Below are 23,967 nucleotides of genomic sequence, written 5' to 3'. Positions count from 1 at the left end.
ATGTTTCAATTGAATCAAGTGGCCTGTGCCTATGAACAAAAAAAGGTCTTTACTGGTCTTGATTTGGAGATTAGACAAGGGCAATATGTGATGTTGATGGGGGAAAATGGGACTGGAAAGTCGAGTCTCATCAGTCTATTAACAGGCTTCAAACAAGAAGAGTCTGGCCGTATTCTTTTCCTAGGGAAAGAGGTCAGGGAATGGATGAAGGACAAACGTCAAAAACGTGATTTCTATAGTCGGTTAGGTATTCTTTTTCAAGATGTAGATAGTCAGCTTTTCAATAGTACAGTCTATGATGAGATTGCCTTTGGGCCTCGTCAGTTAGGTTTGTCTGAAGAAGAAGTCTCAAAACGTGTTGAAGACACCTTAACCCTGCTTAAAATTGACGATTTAAGGGACCGAGTGCCTTATCAACTGTCTGGTGGTGAAAAGAAGAAAGTGGCCTTTGCCAGTATAATGGTAACCAATCCAGATGTCTATATTCTTGATGAACCCTTCAACAATCTCTCTAAAGAATATGAAGAATTTTTTAGAGAACTCCTACATGAGCTTCATTCGGCCGGTAAAACTATTATTATGTCAGCCCATCACTTTAAGCATCTTCATCATGAGAAGGCAGATGTTCTTCTTTTTGAGAATGGGAAGGCTGATTTCTTCCCTGCAAGGGAGGTACTCAGTAATCAGCAAGTGATTGAGCGCTTGTCACATTATTAATGATTAATAGGGTAGAAAATCAACATTGGTTTTCTACCTTTTTTACTTTGTCAAACAATTGATACTTCAGAGTGATAGGATTTTCTTATCACCTTGATTATGTTTAAGTATTAGTTAAGACTAGTAATTTTTGTTACAATTAGAACAATCAATCTCAAAGGAGACAATTATGAAACTTAAAAAAATTCTTGGAATCACAGGTGTAGCCATTGCTTCAGTAGCATTGCTCGCTGCATGTTCTTCAAAATCAAAAGATACATCTTCAGATACATCTTCGTCAAAATCATCTGGTGCTAAAGAAACTGTTAATTTTGCAACGGTCGGAACAACAGCACCATTTTCATACGAAAAAGACGGTGAATTAACTGGTTACGATGTAGAAGTGGCTAAAGCGGTCTTCAAAGACTCTGATAAATATGAAGTAAAATTCCAAAAAACAGAATGGTCTTCAGTCTTTACAGGTCTTGACTCAGCTAAATACCAAATGGCTGGTAACAATATCTCTTACTCAGAAGAACGTGACCAAAAATACCTCTTCTCATATCCAATTGGAACAACACCTGCAGTCTTGACTGTTCCAAAAGATAGTAAAATCAAGAAATATGATGACATCGCTGGTCATTCTACACAGGTTGTTCAAGGAACATCAACAGCTACTCAATTGACTGAATTTAATGAGAAACATTCAGATAAGCCAGTTGAACTCAACTACACTAATGAAAACATTACGCAAATGTTGACAAACTTGAATGAAGGTAAATATGATTTCAAGATTTTTGATGCTCCAACAGTTAATTCAATTATCAAAAACAATAAGTTGACAAACTTGAAGACCATTGAACTTAAGTCTGATCAACAACCATACATTTACTTCTTGTTTGCTGATAATCAAAAAGACCTTCAAAAATTTGTAAATAAACGTTTGGAAGAACTCCAAAAAGATGGTACTTTGGCTAAATTGGCTGAAAAATTCCTTGGAAACAAAAACTATATTCCAGCTGAGGATGCTTTGAAAGTTCCTGGAAACAAATAAGAATAAGGCTGAGGATAGATTTTTCTCAGCATTTTCTTATAAATAAAATTTAGGATAGGCTATAGCTAATAACTATAGATTCATACAATTATAAACAATTTGCTACAATTCTCATCCTATGGGATAATAATTTTACACTTAAAACAATTTAAAGGAGCTTATGATGAAACTTAAAAAAATTCTTGGAATTGCAGGATTAGCAGTCGCTTCAACAGTAGCTTTGGCTGCATGTGGTGCTGGTGGTAACAAGTCAGCTAAAGATGATAAAACATTGACAGTTGGTATCATGACATTGGATGATGCAACTGAACCAGTATGGGATAAGGTCAAAGAATTGGCTAAAGAAAAAGGCGTAACGATTGAGTTGAAAGAGTTTACGGACTACAACCAACCAAACGAAGCTCTTAAAAACGGTGAAATTGATGTCAATGCTTTCCAACACATTTACTTCTTGAATAACTGGAATAAAGAAAACAAGGGTGATATTGTTGCTGCAGCAGATACACTTCTTAGCCCTATCCACCTTTTCTCAGGTACTGAAAACGGAAAAGCTAAATACAAAGATGTTAAAGATCTTCCTGAAGGAGCTACTATCTCAGTACCTAATGATGGTACAAATGAAAGCCGTGCTTTGACTCTTCTCCAAACAGCTGGTTTGATTAAATTAGATGTTAAAAAAGGTGAATTGGCAACAATCAAAAACATTTCTGAAAATCCAAAGAAATTGGAAATTAAAGAAATTTCAGCTGAACAAACAGCTCAAACTCTTTCATCTGTAGATGCAGCAGTTGTTAATAACTCATATGCCCAACAACAAAACGTTAACTACGATACAACTCTCTTCCAAGAAGATCCAAGTCAAGATTTGAAAGATTGGGTTAACATCATTGCAGCTAAAAAGGATTGGGAAAAATCAAATAAGGCTGATGCAATCAAAGTTTTGATTAAAGCTTACCAAAATGATGAAGTTGCCCAAACCATTTATGATGCCTCTAACAAGGTTGACCTTCCAGCATGGAAAGGTGCACCAACACAAGATCAATTGAAAGCTAATTCAAAGAAATAAGCTAAGGGCGGAAGGGCGTGTGAGAACACGCCGTTTTGTCTTGTATGAAGGAGACGAATTTGATGGCATTTTCTAGTGAAGAAGAACAGTTACAAAAGTTCCGTAATGACGAAACTGCTCAACACTATTTTGAAGTTTTGCGGACTTTGATTTCTAAAAAATCTATTTTTGCTCAAAATATTGGTCTCTATGATGTGGCTGCCTACCTTGGTGAAATCTTTTCACGGATAGGTGCAGAGGTGACAATTGACGAGACCTATACGGCACCTTTTGTCTTGGCAAAATTTAAGAGTCCAAATCCGGATGCTAAGACCATTATCTTTTATCAGCATTATGATACTGTTCCTGCGGATAATGATCAACCATGGACGGATGAGCCTTTTCGTTTGACTGTTCGTAAGGGTTACATGTATGGTCGTGGTGTGGATGATGATAAGGGACATATCACAGCTCGTCTGACAGCCCTTCGTAAATATATTCGAGAGGTCGGTGACCTTCCTGTTAATATCACGTTTATGATGGAAGGCGCTGAGGAATCTGCCTCAACTGATCTTGAAAAGTATTTGGAAAAATACCGTGACGACCTTCTTCCTGCAGATCTTCTGGTTTGGGAACAGGGAAATAGAAACAGTAAAGGACAACTAGAAATCACAGGTGGCAACAAGGGGATTATTACTTTTGACTTGTCTGTCGAGAGTGCCGATGTTGATATTCATTCTAAATTTGGTGCTGTGATTGAATCTGCGTCATGGTATTTACTCAATGCTATCTCTAGTATGCGTGATGATCAGGGACGGATTCTCATTGATGGTATCTACGATAAAGTGATTCAACCTAACGAACGCGAGATGAATCTCATTGAGACCTATGCTATTGAAAATGCAGACAGCCTTCGAAAAATTTACGGGCTAAAACTTCCAATTTTGGAAAGTGACCGCCGTGATTTCTTAAAGACTTATTACTTTGAGCCAGCCCTTTCTATCGAAGGAATCTCGACAGGTTACCAGGGGCAAGGGGTTAAGACTATCTTACCAGCGCAAGCCAAAGCTAAAATGGAGATGCGTTTGGTTCCTGGTTTGACACCTGAGTACGTTTTGGAGTGTATTAAGGCTCACCTCAAAAAAGAAGGATTTGACCGTATCAAGGTAACCTTCACTCTTGGTGAAGAAAGTTATCGTAGCGATATGTCTGATCCGGCTATTGTCAATGTTATTGAGTTGGCAAAAGGCTTTTATGAGGAAGGTGTTGCTGTACTTCCAACGGCTGCCGGTACTGGACCTATGCATATGATTTACGAGGCTTTGGGTGTTCCTATGGCAGCTTTTGGGATAGGAAATGCTAATAGCCGTGACCACGGTGGGGATGAAAATGTTAGTCTAGCAGACTACTATACCCACATTGAACTAATTAAGGAGTTAATTGCAAGTTATGAGTAATGTCATTATTGATTTGAAAAATATTGATATCACCTTTACACAGAAACGTCGCACAATCCAAGCGGTTAAAGATGTGTCTATCCAGATTGAAAAAGGTGATATATACGGAATTGTTGGTTATTCAGGGGCTGGGAAGTCTACCCTGGTGCGTGCTATTAATCTTTTGCAAGTGCCTACAGCTGGTCAAATCACTATCGGTAAGGATGTGACTTTTGCAGATGGTAAGGTCCAATTAACGACAAAAGAATTGCGTCAAAAACGTCAAACAATTGGGATGATTTTCCAACACTTTAACTTAATGGCTCAGAAAACGGCTTATGAAAATGTTGCCTTTGCCCTCCGCCACTCTAAGTTAAGCAGTGAAGAAAAGGACAAAAAGGTTCGTGGCCTCTTGGAGTTGGTTGACTTGGCTGACCGTGCAGAAAACTATCCTGCACAATTGTCAGGTGGACAAAAACAACGTGTAGCGATTGCGCGTGCCTTGGCCAACGATCCTGAAATCTTGATTTCAGATGAGTCTACATCAGCCCTTGACCCTAAAACGACTAAGCAAATTCTGTCACTTCTGCAAGATTTGAATAAGAAACTTGGTTTGACAGTGGTTATGATTACCCACGAAATGCAAATTGTTAAAGATATTTGTAATCGTGTAGCTGTCATGCAAAATGGTCAACTTTTGGAAGAAGGCAGTGTCCTTGATATTTTCTCAAATCCACAAGAAGATTTGACACAAGAATTTATTGAAACTGCAGCGGGAATTGAAGATGCTTTGACTAAGATTAATGCGCAACCTTTGGTTAAAAACTTGCCAAGTTCAGCTCTTCTTGTTCAACTTAAATACGCTGGTTCTTCCACAGATGAGCCACTCTTGACTGAAATCTTCAAAGATTACGGTGTTTCAAGTAATATCCTTTATGGGAATGTTGAAATTCTCGGTGATACACCTGTTGGTGAATTGGTCGTTGTTTTGGATGGCGATTCTGACAAGGTTATTGCAGCGCAAAAAGCGATTGAAAATGCAGGTGTTAGCTTGCAGGTACTTAAGAAAGGAGCCCAATAATGGCAGATTGGATTCAACAAAACTTTCCAGATATTTATCGTATCGGTATGCAAGGGGTTAACTCTTGGCCAGATGCCATCTACGCAACTCTTTATATGACCGTGATTTCCTTCATCATTGGGGGACTTCTTGGTCTGGTTATGGGACTCTTCTTGGTATTGACAGGACCTCGTGGGGTTATTGAAAATAAATTTGTTTTCCAAATCCTAGATAAGGTGACCTCTATCTTTCGTGCCATTCCTTTCATCATCCTCCTAGCAATTTTGAAAGGCTTTACTTACTTCATCGTAGGGACTAACCTTGGGATGACAGCGGCCTTGGTTCCATTGTCAGCGGCAACCTTCCCATTCTTTGCCCGTCAAGTACAGGTGGTACTTGCAGACTTAGACCGTGGGGTAATTGAAGCAGCGCAAGCTAGTGGTGCTACTCTTTGGGATACGATTAAGGTTTACCTTGGTGAAGGTCTACCTGAGTTGGTTCGTGTATCAACCGTGACCCTGATTTCACTCGTGGGTGAAACTGCGATGGCCGGTGCCATCGGTGCAGGTGGTCTTGGTTACATTGCCATCTACTATGGATACAACCGTTCAAATACTTCCGTCACTATCTTGGCAACCTTGTTGATCTTGATTTTGATCTTCCTTATCCAATTTGTCGGTGACTTCTTAACTCGTAAATTGAGTCATAAATAAGAGTGGAAAGCCTGCTTTCAACAGGCTTTTTTCATGTCTTGACGATTTGAGAAATATATCATAATATGGAAGTCAATGAATGTTTTGTGGTTTTGTTAGCCACATAAAAGGAGTTAATGAGTTATGCAACGTTTTATTTCAACATGGAATAGAACCAGCTTGATAAAGCGTATTGCCATTGGTGTGGTAATTGGTGCTTTGCTTGGTTTGCTTATTCCTAAGATAACAGTTATTGGTCTCTTGGGAGATATGTTTGTTGGTGGTTTGAAGGCCATTGCACCCCTCTTGGTTTTTGCCTTGGTGGCCAATGCCCTTTCCCAAACACGTGAAGGCCAACAAAGCAACATGAAGACGGTAATTGTTCTCTACCTATTTGGAACATTTGCTGCAGCTTTGACAGCTGTGATTTCCCACTATATTTTTCCAATTTCATTGAAATTGGGAGCAGCCGCAGCTACCAAAGCAAGTGCACCTCAGGGGGTTGGTGAGGTGTTTAAGGATTTATTGCTTAAGATGGTGGATAATCCTATTAACGCCTTGGCTCAAGCCAACTATATTGGGGTTTTGGTCTGGGCTGTTGTCTTTGGTTTTGCTATGCGAACAGCCAGTCAACACACTAAAGAATTGCTTAATACCTTGGCTGAGGTGACCTCTCAAATCGTGCGTTGGATTATTAACCTAGCACCATTTGGTATTCTTGGTCTTGTCTTTAATACGATTTCTGAAAATGGTATTGGCGTCTTGGCAGATTATGGAGTTCTTATCCTTGTTCTGGTTGGTACTATGGCCTTTGTTGCCTTGGTGGTCAATCCAGCCATTGCCTTTGTGATGATGGGCAAGAATCCTTTCCCATTGGTTTTCCGTTGTCTGAAAGATTCTGGGATTACTGCCTTCTTTACCCGCTCATCAGCTGCCAATATCCCCGTCAACCTTCAATTGTGTGAAGACCTTGGTTTGAATCCTGATACTTACTCAGTTTCTATCCCTCTGGGCTCAACAATTAACATGGCAGGGGCAGCCGTGACAATTAATGTTTTGACACTGGCTGCAGTGACTACTTTGGGAATTGAGGTTGACTTTGCGACAGCCCTTATTCTTAGTGTAGTTTCAGCTATTTCTGCCTGCGGTGCCTCAGGTATTGCAGGAGGTTCCCTTCTCTTGGTACCTGTAGCATGTAGCCTCTTTGGTATCTCAAATGATTTGGCCATGCAGGTTGTCGGTGTCGGCTTTATTGTCGGTGTCATCCAAGACTCATGTGAAACGGCCCTCAACTCGTCAACAGATGTTCTCTTTACAGCAGTAGCAGAAAAAAGCCGTTGGAATAAGGCTTAGATAATAAAAGGTCAGCCTCTGGGGCTGACTTTTTGAGGTTATGTAGTCAACATAGGCAAAGACTATAGCTAGCTCAAGGATTTGTCATCTTTAAAATACCCATAAAATGTGGTAAAATAAACGTCTCTAATAGAAAAGGGTGAGATATTTATGACTAATAATCTATTAGTACTTCAATCGGATTTTGGTTTGGTTGATGGTGCTGTTTCGGCCATGATTGGTGTGGCTTTACAAGAAGAGCCAAGCCTAGGAGTGCACAACTTAACCCATGACATCACTCCCTATAACACATTTGAAGCTTCCTACCGTCTCTTTCAAACCGTTGAATACTGGCCAAAAGGGACAACTTTTGTATCCGTAGTTGACCCTGGTGTCGGATCGTCACGAAAAAGTGTGGTTGCTCTGACTAAGACTGGGCAATATATCGTTACTCCCGACAATGGCACGCTTTCTTATATTAAAAAGAATGTTGGTATCGTGGCTGTTCGAGAAATTTCAGAGGTTGAGAACCGCCGTAGTAATACCGAGCTATCTTATACCTTCCACGGACGTGATGTTTATGCTTATACAGGTGCCAGATTAGCCTCTGGTCATATCAGTTTTGAAGATGTTGGACCCGAGTTACCTGTGGAGAAAATTCTAGAACTTCCAGTGGTTGAAACCATCATAGAAGATCATTTGGTTCGTGGTGCGATTGACATTCTAGACGTCCGTTTCGGATCGCTTTGGACCTCAATCACACGTGATGACTTTTACGCTTTGGAACCAAACTTTGGTGATCGTTTCGAAGTGACCATCTTTAACAATGATATGTTGGTCTACCAAAACCAAGTTACCTATGGAAAATCTTTTGCGGATGTTCGTATTGGTCAACCAATTATTTATATCAACTCCCTCTATCGTGTGGGACTAGCCATTAACCAAGGGTCTTTTGCCAAGGCCTATAATGTCGGTGTAGGATCTAACTGGCACATTGAAATTAAACGTTTAGGAGATTAAAGTAAAATTATGAAAAATAATTCAATTCGTACAGTAGTTGCGACAGGTATTGGTGCAGCACTCTTTATTATCATTGGTATGTTTGTTAACATTCCTATTTTTGGGAATACTAGCATCCAACTGCAATATGCAGTTCAGGCTCTGTTTTCAGTAATATTTGGCCCCATCACAGGTTTCTTCATGGGCCTCATTGGTCATGCGCTTAAGGATGGTATCCAATACGGAAGTATTTCATGGGCTTGGGTTCTTGCTAGTGGTGTTATAGGTCTTGTCATTGGTCTATTTCGTAAAAAATACGATGCAACAAAAGGGGTTCTGACATTTGGAAATATGATTTGGTTTAACCTCATCCAACTCTTATCTCTTATTATTGCGTATGGTGTTGTGACACCAATCGGTGATAAAATCCAATTTGCGCAAGAATGGTCTTACCTCTATGCTCAAGGTTTTGTTGCTGGATTGGCAAACTTTATTACAATTGCAGTTGGAGGGACGGCTCTACTTGCAATTTACGCCCACTCACGTACACAATCAGGTAGTCTTACTAAAGACTAGAAATAATTTATAGCAGAGTGTGGCTTGTCAAGATTTTTTTGATAAGCCCTCTCTTTTTTAGTAGAAACATGGATAAATACATTAGTTTTAATCAGTTTACATTTCAATATGATGCGCAAGCGGAAGCTACAATCAAGAATATCAGTTTTGATATTGCTAAGGGTGAGAAAGTACTTATCTTAGGCCCGTCTGGTAGTGGAAAATCAACCCTGGCCCAGTGTCTTAATGGTATCATTCCTAACATTAACAAAGGTCAAGCGCAGGGGCAGGTGACTATAGGCGACCAAGACATTTTCAATCAATCAATCTATGATAGGTCTCAATTGGTATCTACGGTGTTACAGGATCCAGATGGTCAGTTTATTGGATTGACGGTAGCTGAAGATTTGGCCTTTTCCTTGGAAAATGATTGTGTCAATCAAGGTGAGATGAAAGATAAGGTGGCTCTCTGGGCCGAACGTTTGAATTTGAGTTCTCTCTTGGGTCATCGTCCTCAAGATTTATCAGGTGGACAAAAACAACGGGTCAGTCTAGCTGGGGTCTTGATTGATGAGAGTCCGATCCTCTTATTTGATGAGCCGTTGGCAAATTTGGATCCTAAATCAGGCCAAGAAACGATTGCCCTTATTGATAAAATTCACAAGGAAGTAGGAGCCACGACGATTATTATTGAGCACCGTCTGGAGGATGTTCTTTATCGTCCTGTTGACCGTGTTTTATTGGTCAATGATGGGAAACTCCTCTTTAACGGTAGCCCAGATGAGCTTTTATCAACTACTCTCTTGTTGGATAATGGTATTCGTGAGCCCCTCTATGTGACGGTTTTACGTCAGTTGGGATTTAACACCAAAAGTGCAGAGCAACTCAGCCAACTAGAAACTTTGGACCTGTCTGGTTTAAGCTTGCCAGACAGAACGAGAAAGGTTCCATCTGAAAGTCAAACAACTCCTATTTTAGAGGTTGGGAAACTTAAAGTTGGCTACGGAGATAACCTACCTATAATTGAGAATATGTCTTTTAGTCTGAAAAAGGGTGAGCGTCTAGCAATTGTTGGTAAAAACGGAGCTGGTAAGTCAACGCTTGCCAAGGCTTTATGTGGCTTTGTCCCTAGTCACGGCAGGCTGATTTATAAAGGTCAGGATATTAGCCAGGATAGCATCGCTGAGCGTTCGGAACGTATCGGGTTTGTTTTACAAAATCCTAACCAGATGATTAGTCAAGCTATGATTTTTGATGAAGTAGCTTTAGGTTTACGTTTGAGAGGTGTTGACGAGTCAGAAGTTGAAGAGCGTGTTTATGAGGTTTTGAAGACCTGTGGCCTCTATAGTTTTCGTAAATGGCCCATTTCTGCTCTATCATTTGGTCAGAAAAAGCGTGTGACTATAGCTTCTATCTTGGTTTTGAAACCTGAAATCATTATCTTAGATGAGCCAACGGCTGGTCAAGATTACCAAACGTATACGGATATCATGACTTTCCTTGACAGTCTTCAGCAGCAAGGCCATACGATTGTGATGATTACCCACGACATGCAACTTATGTTGGAATACAGTGATCGTTGTTTGGTTGTCGTTGATGGTGCGATTATTGCAGATGATAATCCTGTCGCCATCCTCAATCAGCACGACCTGTTGAAGGCAGCTAATCTGAAACAGACATCACTCTATACCTTGGGTCAGAAATTATCCTGTGATCCAGTAGACGTGACAGAGTATTATATTGATAAAATTAACAAAGGAGGCCCTTATGTCTAATCGTTTAATTGGTTATCAATCAGGTCAAGGTTTCCTTTATGGATTATCTGGTGCAAGTAAAATGATTTTCTTCATTTTAGTATCAGTTGCTTGTATGGCAACTTACGATCCTAGATTTATATTAGTAATAGGTTTTCTATCTATTTATCTTTTCAAGCGAGCTAATATTCGATGGAAAGATGTTTCATTTGTTGTTGAAATCATTGGAGCCGTTGCCCTCTTTAACTTAGTCATGGTTTATCTTTTCGATCCTAGCTATGGTGAGGAGATTTATGGTACTAAGACCGTATTGATTGAAGGATGGGGCCGCTTTTATTTAACCAGTCAGGAGATCTTCTATCTTGCTAATCTCTTGCTTAAGTATTTTTCAACGGTTCCTCTTGCCATTCTTTTTCTGATGACTACCCATCCGAGTCAGTTTGCAGCTAGTCTTAATCAGATTGGATTGCCTTATAAATTTGCCTACTCCGTTAGTTTGACATTGCGTTATATTCCAGATGTTCAAGAAGAATTCTTTACGATTCGCAAGGCCCAGGAAGCGCGTGGCTTAGATTTGTCGAAAAAGGCAGGTCTGGTTAAGCGCATTCGTGGGAATCTACAAATCGTTCTTCCATTAATTTTTTCTTCGTTAGAGCGTATTGATACCATATCGACAGCTATGGAATTACGTCGCTTTGGTCGCTATAAAAAACGTACCTGGTATGTTCATAAATCTTTGACTAAGCAAGATTATCTTGTAATCTTATTAGCGTTTCTGCTGTTAGGGATTAGTATAGGACTGATTTTTCTGAATCAGGGTCGATTTTACAATCCCTGGTTATGATATTAGGGTTAAAGATTGTATGGATTTTTGCAACAATAAAAAACGTTCTAGTCCTGTTCATTGTGAACAAGATTAGAACGTTTTCTGTTATTTCAAATACCCCAAATAGTCAAATTTTTCTAGTGTTCGATTGTCAGCAACGACTAGGATAGTTCCTTCATTAGGCAGCTGTTTCGTAGGGTCAAAATGAGTGTTTAGTTTTCCATTTTCATCGTTTCTAAAACCAATGACATTGACGTTGTAAGTTTTTCGGAGATTCAAGGTGTGCAAAGATTTTCCTGCCCATTCATGAGGAATCCTAAGCTCGATTAAAGCCACGTCATCCTCTAGATGAAAGACATTTGAAATGTTATAGCGGAGTATGTTGGAAGCCAGTTCTTTTGCCGTACTGCGTTCGGGTGTAATGACGAGGTTGGCTCCCATACCATAGAGAACCTCTTCGTAATTGATGCTTTTAGCTTTAGCAATGATACGTTTAATCCCTAGCTTCTTACAGTGCAAAAGAGCCAATGCTGAAGATTCCAGATGCTCCCCTGTAGCAATAATAACGGTATCACAGCTCTCAATACCAGTCGAGCGAAGAAAATCAATGTCAGTAATATCCCCCACAGCAGCCTTAGTCACCTGATCTGCTAGAGAATCAATGGTTTTAGGATTGTTATCTAAGGCAATGACATCTTGGCCAAAAGTGGAAAGTTCGGTTGCGATGGTTTGTCCAAAAATCCCCAAACCGAGGACGCCAATAATTTGTGTTTTCATGTAGAATCCTTTCAGAATTTTGTTAATGAATTGGTTGCTTTAGCCAACAGAGATGTCAGTTGGTGAGTAGGAAACCTGTTTTTCTTTTTTGGTCATCAAACTCAAGAGAACAGTGATGGGACCAACACGACCAATGAACATGAGAGCCATGATAACGAAGCGCCCTATGGTATTAAGACTAGGAGTCAAATCCATAGACACACCGACTGTGGCAATAGCTGACACACTCTCAAATAGCAAGGCCAGTGGTGAGAGATTTGGATTGGTTTCAAGTAGAATAACATAGCCGACAAAGAGCATTGTTAGGAAAAAGAGTATAACTGTGAATGCTTGCAAAACAGTCTTATTAGATATAATACGATTTCGAAACACAACGCTCGAGTTACCAGATAGCTCTGACTTAAAAAGTAGGAACATGATGGAGGCAGTTGTCACCTTGATACCACCCGCAGTTCCTCCAGGTCCACCACCGATAATCATCTGAAACATAAAAAGAAGATTTGTGGAGAAATCGGCCTTGGTATAGGAAATCGTTGCGAAGCCAGCAGTACGCATGGTTACAGTTTGAAAGAAACTGACCATAAGTTGCTGCCAAACGTTGAGAGTGCCGATTGTCTTAGAGTTATCCATTTCCAGTAGCCAAGCTAACAAGGTCCCCACCAAGAGGATACAAGCTGTACTAATAAGCACAAGACGGCTTTGATTACTAAGGGGTCTACAAGCTAATTTCCAGTTTCTAGGACGATTCTTGATATAACGCTTAAATAACTGAATCAAATCAATCCAGACTGCAAAACCTAAACTTCCAGACATGATGAGACCTGCGACAGCAAGGTTTATTGTTGGATTGGTCGCATAGTCTTGTAGACTGTTAGCTCCTAAGTTATCAAAACCAGCGTTACAAAAAGCTGAGACTGCTAGAAATAGACTGTTAAAAATGCCGTGACCAAGTCCAAAGCGAGGGATAAAATCAGTCATAATCACTAGTGCCGCTAAAGCTTCAATGGAAAAAGTTATTTTATAGACCTTGAAAAGATAGGATTTTAAATCTTTTTGATTGTCCCTGCTGAGTGCAGATTGGAGGAGATCTTGATCGCTCAAGCCCAATTTATTTTTAAGGCTGTAGGTACTGATAGCAATCAAAGAGACTAGCCCAAGACCCCCGGTCTGCATGAGAAGCATGGAGACAATTTGACCAAAACCATTGTAAGCTTTACTAACAGGAACCACAGAAAGTCCAGTCACACAGACCATTGATACCGTGTTGAAAAGATGGTCTAGATAGTTTGTTTCTGGACTATTAGCATAGTGACTAATGGGAAGACTAAGTAAGATACTTCCCACCAGAATGACAAAGACAAAACTAAGCACAAGTCTTTGAGTGACAGAAAAACGATTAATCAATGAAAACCTCCAAATTTACCGTAAGGGGAAACAATAATCCAAGGAATCAAAAACATCCTTGGATGAACGTTATAGTGGCTTCTTATTAGGCATTCCAGCACGACGAGGGTACTTGTTTGGAGTTTCTTTTTTCTTCTCGACAATGGTAATATGACGCCCATCACCATTTGGTAAATGGTAGTTATCGTTGAGAATAGGTTTGGCAAAAAGGAGGTTCAAAGCATTCTTAGCTTCAGCCAATTCTTCATCGGCAGCTGCAGCCTTAAGTGCAATGAGTTGTCCACCAACCTTCAAGAAAGGAATGGTCAATTCTGAGAGAATCTGCAGACGTGCAACAGCACGGGCAGTCACCACATCAAATTGAGCACGGAAGGCCTTATCTTGACCAAAATCCTCGGCACGTCCATGATAGAAGTGAACACCGCTAAGTTGCAGCTCATCTGTCAAGAGATTGAGAAAATTGATGCGTTTATTAAGAGAATCAATGATGGTCACTTCAAGCTTAGGACAAAGAATCTTCATAGGGAGACTTGGAAAACCAGCTCCAGCCCCAATATCTAAGAGTCGAATATCTTGATTTTTGATATGTCCTTGCAGAACGGGAGCCAACGAATCATAGAAATGCTTAAGGTAAACATCGTTTTTATCAGTGATTGCCGTAAGATTGATTTTTTCGTTCCATTCTACCAATAGCTCAAAATAGCGTTGAAATTGGTCTTTTTGCTGCTGACTCAGATTGAATCCCTCTTCTTGTAGAGCTTTGTAAAAATCTTCAGGTGTCATTTTTATATTCCTTTTAAATAGTTTCAATGCTCTTATTTTACCATAATTAAGGCCTTTCATCTAACACCAAAAATGAGCGAACATTAGGAGCGAACGTATTTTTCATTATCTTTTAAAGAAGTTCTAAGTTTAAGAAATATGTAATATTTAAGGTGTTATTTTTTCTTAAAAATCTGATATAATACTAATTAAGTCTAAAATCATAATTACTCGCTTAAAAGAAAGTGACAATATAGTTGCTTTAATAAAAGGCGGTTGTGGGGGATTATGGTCTTGTGGATTAAAAATCACTTCCCGTGGGGAAATTTAGTTTGAGGATTGACAATGATTTATCTTTCAGAAGTTAGAAAGTCTCCAGAAGGGCTTGCTTTTAACGAAGCACCTTTACTTTTGGAGTCTATTAAAGAACGCTATAATCAGGTTTTAAATCTTGAACAGATTCAAGCAAGTGGACAGGTAGTCTATGATAATGGATTGTACCTTTTGGATTATCAATTAGCTTATAAAATTACATTACCATCTAGCCGTTCTCTTGAGCCTGTAACGCTTAGTTTTAACTATCCAGTCTCGGAGACCTTTATTCAAGAGGCAGATGCCCTTCTACAGAAGGAATTAGTCGAAGAAAACTTGGTTCTTATCTTGGATGGTGATGCCATTAATCTAGATGAGAGTATATTGGACAATATTCTTCTTAATATTCCTATGAAAGTCTTAACACCAGAAGAAGAGAAAGGTCAAATTTCTCTTTCAGGAAATGACTGGAAAGTCCTGTCGGAAGAGGACTATGTAGCCCTCCAACAAGAGAAAAAAGAGGCAAGCAATCCTTTTGCCCAATTGAATTGTCTATTTGATGAAAATTAATTCAAAAAAACAAACTAAAAATGTTTGACAATTTTAAAACTGTATATTATTATATCATTAGAAGTTAATTTTCAGATTTATTTGCTAAATAAATCGACAGACTTTTAAAGGGAAATGGAAGTCAAAAAAATTTAAGAAAGTGGTAAATACTTATTATGAGCAAACGCATTTTGATTGTTGAAGATGAGAAAAACCTTGCTCGTTTTGTCTCGTTAGAACTTCAACACGAAGGATACGACGTTGTGACAGCAGACAACGGACGTGAAGGACTAGAAATGGCACTTGAGAAAGATTTCGATCTTATTCTCTTGGATCTTATGTTACCTGAGATGGACGGTTTTGAAGTAACTCGTCGTCTCCAACAGGAAAAAGATACTTATATTATGATGATGACAGCTCGCGACTCAATCATGGACATCGTTGCCGGATTGGATCGTGGTGCTGATGACTATATTGTAAAACCATTTGCGATTGAAGAACTTTTGGCACGTATTCGTGCGACCTTCCGTCGTCAAGATATTGAAGCTGCTAAGAATGCACCAGCTAAAGCGTCAACTTACCGTGACTTGAAATTAGATGTTCAAAACCGTACAGTTGTACGTGGTGATGAAGCTATCCCATTGACAAAACGTGAGTTTGATTTGTTGAACACACTTTTGAGCAATATGAACCAAGTGATGACCCGTGAAGAACTTTTACTTCAAGTTTGGAAATATGATGATGCTATCGAAACAAACGTTGTAGACGTTTATATTCGTTACTTGCGTGGAAAAATTGATGTTCCAGGCAAAGAATCATATATTCAAACGGTACGAGGCATGGGTTATGTTATTCGTGAAAAATGAGTAAATTACAAGATAAATTATTCGGTAAAGTAACCATTAGAAAAAAGTTGACCATGACAACTGCTGTGGTCTTCTTTCTTGTATTGTCGATGTTCACACTCGTTGTTGTTTTTTCAGCTAATATGCTTCTTTTGCAACGTGAACGTCAAAATGTAAATGCTACCATCTCAAAGGTTGTTACATACATTGAAAAAGACTGGGATTCTGATGAAGAATTAAGTCCGGAACCGCTCTTAGCTGCCCTTTACTCGCCTAAAAATATCTATGCATCGATTATTAATGGCGTGCTTTCTGAAAAGCATTCTCTGGATGGTCAAGTTGCGATTTCTAATAAACTCTATTCAAATCAGTCAGTCTTTGTTTATGACAAAAAAGGAACGTTTATCTTTACCTCTGAGGAGAATACAGATTCTCCACCAGGCATGTCTGAGGTTAACAAACTAAAGTCAGTGTCTTATAAGGGAAAACGTGGCTTCTTGCTAGAGGTTCCGATTTATGGTAAGGATAAAAAGACAATAGTTGGTTATGCCCAAATCTTCCATGATTTGGAATTCTATTATGCCCTCAAAGAGCGTCTGATTTTCTTATTGATTTTCCTTGAAGTAGGGATGACGGTCTTGGTCATCGCAGCGACTGTCGTTGTCTTGACATCTATTCTTCGTCCGATGAGACAGTTGCACGAGACTATGGGGGTTATCACCGATTCACCAAGCGATTTGGAGCTCCGTTCTAAGATTGAAAGTCATGATGAAATTGGTGATTTGGCGGTTAACTTTAACCGTATGATGGATAAAATTCAAGAGAATAATCAGATGCAGATGCGCTTCTTGAGTGACGTGAGTCACGAGTTGCGTACTCCGATTGCCGTTATCAAGGGACATATGGACCTCTTGCAACGTTGGGGTAAAAATGACCCTGAGATTTTGGAAGAAAGTCTTGAGGCTGCAAGCCATGAGGCCAACCGTATGACCATTATGATCAATGATATGTTGGATTCTATCCGAGTTAAGGGATCCTTTGAGAATCATAGAAATGACACTTGTGATTTGAATTCTTCAATTCGTACGGTTATTGGGAACTTCCGTGTTTTGCATGAAGATTACCAATTCTATCTCAATGACTTTGAAAGTTCTGAGCGTCCAGCACAGATTTACAGCCAACACTTTGAACAGGCTATCACAATTTTGATTGATAATGCCGTCAAGTATTCACCTGTTGACAAGGAAATCCAGGTAACAATTAAAGCTCTGGAAAATGAAATGCTGGTACAGGTACAAGATAATGGTGAAGGAATTTCTAAAGAGGACATAGAACATATCTTTGAGCGCTTCTACCGTTCAGACAAGGCACGTAATCGTACTACAACTCAATCTGGTGTGGGTATTGGTTTATCAATCCTTTACCAAATTGTGGAAGCTTACCGATGCCGTATTGAAGTTAGTTCTGAATTGGGTGTCGGTACACGTTTCGACCTCTATATTCCTTTTGCAGGGGCAGAAACTACGTCACCACAACTTGAACTTTAAGTAAGAAAAAATGAGTGCTATAGCGACTCTCTTCATAAGCATGTCCTAGCTTAGGGCGTGCTTTTTACGTGCTTTTATGGTAAAATAGAGTACCGAATTTCGAAGATTGGTGGTGAAATGCATGCGTTGTCCAAAATGTCAACATAATAAATCTAGTGTTATCGATAGCCGTCAGGCAGAGGATGGAAATACCATTCGTCGTCGTCGGGAGTGTGATACGTGTCACACTCGTTTTACAACATTTGAGCGTGTGGAGGAAGTTCCACTTTTAGTTGTCAAAAAAGACGGTACGCGTGAACAATTCTCTCGTGATAAGATTTTCAATGGTATCTTGATGAGTGCACAAAAACGCCCAGTTTCTAGTGAGGATATTGAAAATGCTATAACTCGGATTGAGCAAAACATTCGCCGCAACCATGATGGAGAGGTTGATAGCGAGGTTATTGGGAATTTAGTCATGAAAGAACTCGCTGATCTTGATGAGATTACCTATGTCCGTTTTGCCAGTGTTTACCGTTCTTTCAAAGATGTTGATGAAATTGAAGAGTTACTTCAAGAAATCACCAAGACAGTACGTGCGAAAAAAGAGTCTAAAAAATGAGACCTATTGAAGAATTTGTCTATGTTGGCAATCAGGTTATCGTTCCCGATCAGGCAAGTTTAATGCGTTGCTACTACCCCATTATTGGGAGTGAGGGTTACGCTCTTTACCAGTATTTTGTGGCTTTCTATGACAATGGAAATCACCGTCATAAGTTTGCGGCTATTTTGAATCACCTCAATTTTGGCATGCAGCCCCTCAAGGAGGCTCTGGCCGTCCTGACAGCGGTGGATCTTTTAGCCTTCTACCAATCACCCCAAGGAATTTATGTTGTTGAGCTTAAGTCTCCTTTATCCATTGAGCAATTCCTCAAGCATGCGGTTTACAGCTCGCTTTTGGAACAGAAAATTAGCGAACCATCAGTAGATGCTTTAAAACCGGCAAGTCTACACGGTTTGCAAGATTTATCCAAACGTTTTTCAGATGTCTTTACAGATGAGCGTTTGGCTCAAAAGACCGTGTCAGACATCAAGCCTAAGAATTCATTTGATTTAACTAGCTTCAGAAATCGGATGCAGGCCGATGGTCTTGTCTTTACAGATGAAAAGACAGATGTGCCTGAAATCTATAAATTGTCTGAAATTCATCATATGAATTGGTATGATACCTATCTCTTGGCTAAAAAAACAGCTGTGAACCATCAGATTATTGTCAAGCGGATGCAGGTGCAATTAGAGCAGGCACAAGCTCAAAAATTGGGTGGTGACTCTGCTTTGACGGAGACTGAAGAAAAGATTCTTAAGGCGGTCAGGTCTGAAAAACCTATAGATTATCTACAAAGTGCCAAGGGTCCTGGTGGTGCTGTGACTAATTCTGAGAAGAAGATTCTCACAGACTTGGCACAAAGAGGCTTTATGGATGAGGTCATCAATCTCATGGTTGCCTATAGTTTGGGTAGGACACATTCAACCAATGTGAATAGAGAGTATATTTCTAAACTTGCTAATGATTTTGCCTTTAAGAAGATTATCAGTGCTGAACAAGGGCTTTTAGCTTTGCGTAGTGGTTACGATAAGAAATCAAAGCAAACTAAGGCTGATGCTAAGAAAAAAACAAATGTGCCGAGCTGGAGTGATCCTAATTATGACAATCAGACCAGCCAGGCCGATCAAGCCAAATTGGACGAAATTAGACGTCGTGCTTTGGCTAAACTAGAAAAAGGAAAGGAGTAGCCCATGGAAAGAGTTGGACAAACCCTCAACCGAGCGGGTCATTACGGGTCTGCTAATGCAACAGATTTAACCAAGCAAATCTTGGCAGATCCAAGAGTGGCACGTTTTATTCAAGAGCATGGCTTAAGTCAGGATGAAATCAAGCGTAGTCTCCCTAAGTTTAATCAATTCTTGGTGGAATGCCGTAAGGTCAAAGAAGGTGATGTCTCCTACATTGCCAAGGGGTATGAGCCAATTCTAACCATGAATGAGGGCTACGCTGATGTGACTTATAAGGAGACACGTCAGCTCAAAGAGCTGCAGGAGCAACAGGCTATTGCCAATCGGATTAACTTGGTAAGTCTCCCCCAATCTTATCGTAAGATTACTTTTGCGGATATCGCTTTAGACGATGTGGCTCGTGTTGATACCTATGAGAGTCTTGTAGAGTTTGTGGCTGATTATCCAAGTCCAGATCAAAAGGGTCTCTACCTCTATGGTGACATGGGAGTTGGAAAGTCCTTTATGTTGGCTGCCATGGCTCATGAACTTTCAGAGACCAAGAAGGTTGCTACGACCATTATCCACTACCCATCCTTTACCATTGATGTTAAGAATGGTATTAAAGATGGTTCTGTTAAGGAACAAATTGATGCTGTAAAAGAAGCAGAAGTCCTAGTTTTAGATGATATTGGTGCAGAGCAATTCTCTTCTTGGATTAGAGACGATGTTTTGCAGGTCATCCTCCAATATCGCATGATTGAGGAGCTACCGACCTTCTTCACGTCTAATTATAGCTTTGCTGACTTAGAAGCTAAGCTATCGAATGGGCGTCAGGGAGACGAAACGTGGCAGGCTAAACGAGTCATGGAGCGAATCCGTTTTCTAGCCAAAGAGGTTCACTTGAGAGGTGTTAATCGCCGTTAGGTTGATCCTAATAAAGGACAAAGAATGACCAATTTTGCCTTCCTTATGGAAGGTAAGGTTGCTAAACGAAGAAAGGAATCCCTGTTTTAACTAGGGACTTAAACATATGACATTACCTACAGTTGCTATCGTGGGTCGCCCAAATGTTGGGAAATCGACCCTATTTAACCGAATTGCGGGTGAACGTATCTCTATCGTCGAAGACGTCGAGGGGGTAACACGTGACCGTATTTATACTTCTGCTGAATGGCTTAACCGTCAGTTTAGCTTGATTGATACGGGTGGTATTGATGATGTTGATGCCCCATTCATGGAGCAAATCAAGCATCAAGCTGACATTGCCATGACTGAAGCAGACGTTATTGTCTTTGTTGTTTCAGGCAAGGAAGGCGTAACAGATGCGGATGAATACGTTGCTCGTATTCTCTATAAGACTCATAAGCCAGTTATTCTAGCTGTCAATAAAGTGGATAACCCTGAGATGCGTGCAGACATTTATGATTTCTATTCTCTGGGACTTGGTGATCCCTACCCAGTTTCATCTGTACACGGTATTGGTACGGGGGACGTTCTCGATGCTATCGTTGAAAACCTCCCAACAGAAGTTGAAGAGGAAAATCCAGACATCATTCGTTTCAGTTTGATTGGGCGTCCAAATGTCGGAAAATCAAGTTTGATTAACGCCATTTTGGGCGAGGACCGTGTGATTGCCAGCCCAATTGCTGGTACGACTCGCGATGCCATTGATACAAACTTTGTGGACAGTGAAGGTCAAGAGTATACCATGATTGACACCGCTGGTATGCGTAAATCTGGTAAGGTTTATGAAAATACAGAGAAATACTCTGTCATGCGTTCTATGCGTGCCATTGACCGTTCTGATATTGTTCTTATGGTTATCAATGCAGAAGAAGGTATCCGTGAGTATGACAAGCGTATTGCTGGTTTCGCCCATGAAGCTGGTAAAGGGATTATCATCGTAGTTAACAAGTGGGATACGATTAAGAAAGATAATCATACGGTTGCTAACTGGGAAGCAGATATCCGTGACCAGTTCCAATTCTTGAGCTATGCGCCAATCATCTTTGTATCGGCTGAGACCAAACAACGTCTTAACAAGTTACCAGAGATGGTTAAACGCATCAGTGAAAGTCAAAACCGTCGTATTTCATCGGCTGTCTTGAATGATGTTATCATGGATGCCATTGCCATCAACCCAACACCAACTGACAAAGGAAAACGCCTTAAGATTTTCTACGGCACACAAGTTTCGGTTAAACCACCAACATTTGTTATCTTTGTCAATGAAGAAGAACTGATGCACTTCTCTTATATGCGTTTCTTGGAAAATCAAATTCGTCAGGCCTTTGGTTTTGAAGGAACACCAATCCACTTGATTGCTCGTAAACGTAAATAAAAAAAGAGACCAACCAGAATAGAATCGTTATGGGTTGGTCTTTTGTCATTGTAAGGAGAAAATGATGTTAGAAAATATTAAAGCTTATTTATCTAAACAAGGGGTTAAGTATATCAAATCTGAAAAAGCGGGACCGCATCAAGAAGAGATGGAAGTGCTCAAGGCACTTGGCCAAGCAGCTCGTAAGGAAATGCAGACTTTGTCAAAAGTTTTAGAGGAGCGTTTGGCACCCTTTAAGATGGATCGTGTCAGTAATTGGGCCAATCAGGCACAAATATGTCGCCCACACTTTTGGTGCTATTACAGAGCTCCTGAGGACAGTTTAGACGATGTTGCCATGGCGATTCGCCTTTATGGTCAGCCTGAAAAATGGGGGATTTCAGTAGAAGTTAGCTTTGTCGAACGGAAAAAATCAGACACCACTCTAGCGAAGCAATATAAGGTTCTAGACTTACCGATTGCCCCCTCTCTGTACTATTTTGCCCAGGAAGATGGTGTCAGCCATCGTGTGGAAGGAACTGAAGCGAACCGTCAGATGCTTAAAGAAGCAGTTAAAGCTGGTCGTGTTCGTAAGGTGTTGGTTAAATATGATGTACCTGTGACGAGTAGCTTGACTGAGGATGACTTGATAGATCAACTAATGAAAGGTTTTCAACTGCTAAAGCCTTATTATGATAGTTGTCATGACATAAATGAGTTATTGTAGTAATAGTGTAAACGAGGAGAATACATACACAGGGCTTACTGCTTTGAATGAGAATTTTAAATTAGCCCCCAAAGGTATTGCTTTCTTAATCTTAGCCCCACAAGGTTAACTTGGTCTCTCCTGAGCTAGAAAGTGGACGAAAAGCTCAGTTCACAGCTGCATCATTGCTTTAAAGTAAAATAAAAACGAGGTTGGAACAATTGTCCCAGCCTCGTTTATTCATTTATTTATTTTGGTGCAATAACTTCAGCACCACCCATGTAAGGACGAAGAACTTCAGGGATAGTTACTGAACCATCTTCGTTTTGGTAGTTTTCAAGGATAGCGGCTACTGTACGTCCAACAGCAAGTCCTGAACCGTTAAGAGTGTGAAGAAGTTTCACCTTACCATCAGCTTCGTCACGATAGCGGATTTGTGCACGACGGGCTTGGAAATCTTCTGTGTTTGAACATGAAGAAATTTCGCGGTAAGTGTTTTGTGCTGGAATCCAAACTTCCAAATCGTAAGTTTTGGCAGCTGAGAATCCCATATCGCCAGTACACAAAGTGATGACACGGTATGGCAAATTAAGTTTTTGAAGAATATTTTCAGCGTTAACTACCATTTTTTCCAATTCATCATATGAGCTTTCTGGTTTTGAGAATTTGACCATTTCAACCTTGTGGAATTGGTGAAGACGGATTAATCCACGTGTATCACGACCAGCTGAACCAGCTTCTGAGCGGAATGAAGGGCTCATGGCTGTGAAGTAGATTGGTAATTCTTTTCCGTCAAGAATTTCACCACGGTAGTAGTTGGTCAAAGGAACTTCGGCTGTTGGGATAAGGACGTAGTCAGTACCATCAAGTTCGAAAGTGTCCTCTTTGAATTTTGGATATTGACCAGTACCAAACATTGAGTCGTGGTTAACCATGTAAGGTGTAATCATTTCAGTATAGCCTTCTTTAGCGTGTTCATCCAACATGAAGTTGTAGATTGCACGTTCCAATTTTGCTCCCAAGCCTTTGTAGAAGAGGAAGCGAGAGCCAGTGACCTTAGCACCACGTTCCCAATCAAGAATACCAAGGTCTTCACCAAGATCCCAGTGAGGTTTAATCTCAAAATCAAAGTCACGAGGTGTTCCCCAACGGCGAACTTCTACATTTTCATCTTCGTCAGCACCAACTGGTACAGTCTCGTGTGGTGTGTTTGGAAGTGTCACAACGATACTGTTAAGTTTTTCATCAATAGCAGCAAGTTCAGCATCAATTTCTTTGATTTCGGCAGAAACTTTTTGCATGGCTGCAATTTGCTCTGAGGCGTCTTCTTTATTACGTTTTGCTTGAGCAATACCGTCTGAGGCAACGTTACGTTGAGCTTTGAGTTCTTCAGATTTGATAAGAAGTTCACGACGTTTGACATCAAGTTCTTTTAGTTCATTTAAAGTTTCAGCAGCGACACCACGTGTAGCCAATTTTTCAGCAAGGGCATCGAAGTCGTTACGAATACGTTTTACATCTAACATAGGTTCCTCCAAAAA

Annotated in this window: 23 protein-coding genes; 19 read left to right on the top strand and 4 right to left on the bottom strand. The window is 40.2% G+C overall.

Annotation, left to right across the window (positions count from 1 at the left end):
* The 11 genes from QRD39_RS05940 (at position 1) to QRD39_RS05890 (ending at position 11,467) form a co-directional block, all read left to right on the top strand.
* Positions 1-717, top strand: a complete 717-nt coding sequence (locus tag QRD39_RS05940; RefSeq protein WP_285955969.1) for an ABC transporter ATP-binding protein — start codon at positions 1-3, stop codon at positions 715-717.
* Between the two features lie 169 nt (positions 718-886).
* Complete coding sequence (locus QRD39_RS05935; RefSeq protein ID WP_285955968.1) at positions 887-1,750, top strand: amino acid ABC transporter substrate-binding protein; 864 nt, start codon at positions 887-889, stop codon at positions 1,748-1,750.
* 163 nt (positions 1,751-1,913) lie between these two features.
* Positions 1,914-2,816, top strand: coding sequence for a MetQ/NlpA family ABC transporter substrate-binding protein (locus QRD39_RS05930; RefSeq protein WP_002889205.1), 903 nt, complete (start codon positions 1,914-1,916; stop codon positions 2,814-2,816).
* A 62-nt stretch (positions 2,817-2,878) separates the two neighbouring features.
* Positions 2,879-4,252 carry a M20/M25/M40 family metallo-hydrolase gene (locus QRD39_RS05925; protein WP_285955967.1) on the top strand — a complete coding sequence of 458 codons (1,374 nt, stop codon included), beginning with the start codon at positions 2,879-2,881 and terminating at the stop codon, positions 4,250-4,252.
* Entirely contained in the window at positions 4,245-5,312 is a 1,068-nt protein-coding gene (locus QRD39_RS05920; RefSeq protein WP_143567532.1) for a methionine ABC transporter ATP-binding protein, read from the top strand. Before QRD39_RS05925 ends, QRD39_RS05920 begins: the two co-directional genes overlap by 8 nt.
* Positions 5,312-6,004: a methionine ABC transporter permease gene (locus tag QRD39_RS05915; protein ID WP_002889200.1), complete on the top strand. Its 693-nt coding sequence runs from the start codon at positions 5,312-5,314 to the stop codon at positions 6,002-6,004. The genes QRD39_RS05920 and QRD39_RS05915 overlap by 1 nt, the downstream gene beginning before the upstream one ends.
* A 123-nt stretch (positions 6,005-6,127) precedes the next feature.
* Positions 6,128-7,336 carry a serine/threonine transporter SstT gene (gene sstT / locus QRD39_RS05910; RefSeq protein ID WP_008535875.1) on the top strand — a complete coding sequence of 403 codons (1,209 nt, stop codon included), beginning with the start codon at positions 6,128-6,130 and terminating at the stop codon, positions 7,334-7,336.
* 150 nt (positions 7,337-7,486) lie between these two features.
* Entirely contained in the window at positions 7,487-8,335 is an 849-nt protein-coding gene (locus QRD39_RS05905) for an SAM hydrolase/SAM-dependent halogenase family protein (RefSeq protein WP_008535880.1), read from the top strand.
* Positions 8,336-8,344: 9 nt separating this feature from the next.
* A complete protein-coding gene (locus QRD39_RS05900) occupies positions 8,345-8,890 on the top strand; it encodes an ECF-type riboflavin transporter substrate-binding protein (RefSeq protein WP_002889196.1) in 546 nt (181 codons plus the stop codon).
* Positions 8,891-8,958: 68 nt separating this feature from the next.
* A complete protein-coding gene (locus tag QRD39_RS05895) occupies positions 8,959-10,644 on the top strand; it encodes an ABC transporter ATP-binding protein (protein ID WP_285955966.1) in 1,686 nt (561 codons plus the stop codon).
* Entirely contained in the window at positions 10,637-11,467 is an 831-nt protein-coding gene (locus QRD39_RS05890) for an energy-coupling factor transporter transmembrane component T family protein (protein ID WP_285955965.1), read from the top strand. The genes QRD39_RS05895 and QRD39_RS05890 overlap by 8 nt, the downstream gene beginning before the upstream one ends.
* An 87-nt stretch (positions 11,468-11,554) precedes the next feature.
* On the opposite strand, the gene QRD39_RS05885 is transcribed toward QRD39_RS05890, so the two are convergent.
* The 3 genes from QRD39_RS05885 to rsmG form a co-directional block, all read right to left on the bottom strand.
* Positions 11,555-12,226 (bottom strand): potassium channel family protein, encoded by a 672-nt coding sequence (locus tag QRD39_RS05885; protein WP_002889193.1) that lies wholly within the window; start codon positions 12,224-12,226, stop codon positions 11,555-11,557.
* 39 nt (positions 12,227-12,265) lie between these two features.
* Complete coding sequence (locus QRD39_RS05880; protein ID WP_285955964.1) at positions 12,266-13,630, bottom strand: TrkH family potassium uptake protein; 1,365 nt, start codon at positions 13,628-13,630, stop codon at positions 12,266-12,268.
* A 69-nt stretch (positions 13,631-13,699) separates the two neighbouring features.
* A complete protein-coding gene (gene rsmG, locus QRD39_RS05875; protein ID WP_285955963.1) occupies positions 13,700-14,413 on the bottom strand; it encodes a 16S rRNA (guanine(527)-N(7))-methyltransferase RsmG in 714 nt (237 codons plus the stop codon).
* Positions 14,414-14,737: 324 nt separating this feature from the next.
* Here rsmG and QRD39_RS05870 point away from each other — a divergent pair, with 324 nt between their 5' ends.
* The 8 genes from QRD39_RS05870 to QRD39_RS05835 all read left to right on the top strand — a co-directional run bounded on the left by QRD39_RS05870 (position 14,738) and on the right by QRD39_RS05835 (position 22,447).
* Entirely contained in the window at positions 14,738-15,274 is a 537-nt protein-coding gene (locus QRD39_RS05870; protein WP_285955962.1) for a DUF177 domain-containing protein, read from the top strand.
* Between the two features lie 155 nt (positions 15,275-15,429).
* Positions 15,430-16,119, top strand: a complete 690-nt coding sequence (locus QRD39_RS05865) for a response regulator transcription factor (RefSeq protein ID WP_002883757.1) — start codon at positions 15,430-15,432, stop codon at positions 16,117-16,119.
* Positions 16,116-17,645 (top strand): HAMP domain-containing sensor histidine kinase, encoded by a 1,530-nt coding sequence (locus QRD39_RS05860; protein WP_285955961.1) that lies wholly within the window; start codon positions 16,116-16,118, stop codon positions 17,643-17,645. The genes QRD39_RS05865 and QRD39_RS05860 overlap by 4 nt, the downstream gene beginning before the upstream one ends.
* Before the next feature lie 121 nt (positions 17,646-17,766).
* Positions 17,767-18,246, top strand: a complete 480-nt coding sequence (nrdR, locus tag QRD39_RS05855; RefSeq protein WP_002889188.1) for a transcriptional regulator NrdR — start codon at positions 17,767-17,769, stop codon at positions 18,244-18,246.
* Positions 18,243-19,418 (top strand): replication initiation and membrane attachment family protein, encoded by a 1,176-nt coding sequence (locus tag QRD39_RS05850; protein WP_285955960.1) that lies wholly within the window; start codon positions 18,243-18,245, stop codon positions 19,416-19,418. The genes nrdR and QRD39_RS05850 overlap by 4 nt, the downstream gene beginning before the upstream one ends.
* A 3-nt stretch (positions 19,419-19,421) precedes the next feature.
* Entirely contained in the window at positions 19,422-20,324 is a 903-nt protein-coding gene (gene dnaI / locus QRD39_RS05845; protein ID WP_285955959.1) for a primosomal protein DnaI, read from the top strand.
* A gap of 106 nt (positions 20,325-20,430) precedes the next feature.
* Positions 20,431-21,741 (top strand): ribosome biogenesis GTPase Der, encoded by a 1,311-nt coding sequence (gene der / locus QRD39_RS05840; RefSeq protein ID WP_285955958.1) that lies wholly within the window; start codon positions 20,431-20,433, stop codon positions 21,739-21,741.
* Between the two features lie 64 nt (positions 21,742-21,805).
* Positions 21,806-22,447: an HI_0552 family protein gene (locus QRD39_RS05835; protein WP_285955957.1), complete on the top strand. Its 642-nt coding sequence runs from the start codon at positions 21,806-21,808 to the stop codon at positions 22,445-22,447.
* Between the two features lie 227 nt (positions 22,448-22,674).
* On the opposite strand, the gene serS is transcribed toward QRD39_RS05835, so the two are convergent.
* Positions 22,675-23,952, bottom strand: a complete 1,278-nt coding sequence (gene serS / locus QRD39_RS05830; RefSeq protein ID WP_002889181.1) for a serine--tRNA ligase — start codon at positions 23,950-23,952, stop codon at positions 22,675-22,677.
* Positions 23,953-23,967 lie beyond the last annotated feature (15 nt).

Origin of the sequence: Streptococcus raffinosi (assembly GCF_030284685.1) — a bacterium.
GTDB classification, from domain to species: Bacteria; Bacillota; Bacilli; order Lactobacillales; family Streptococcaceae; genus Streptococcus; species Streptococcus raffinosi.
Note: the sequence above shows the minus strand (reverse complement) of the source record. Positions and strands in the feature narration are given on the sequence as shown.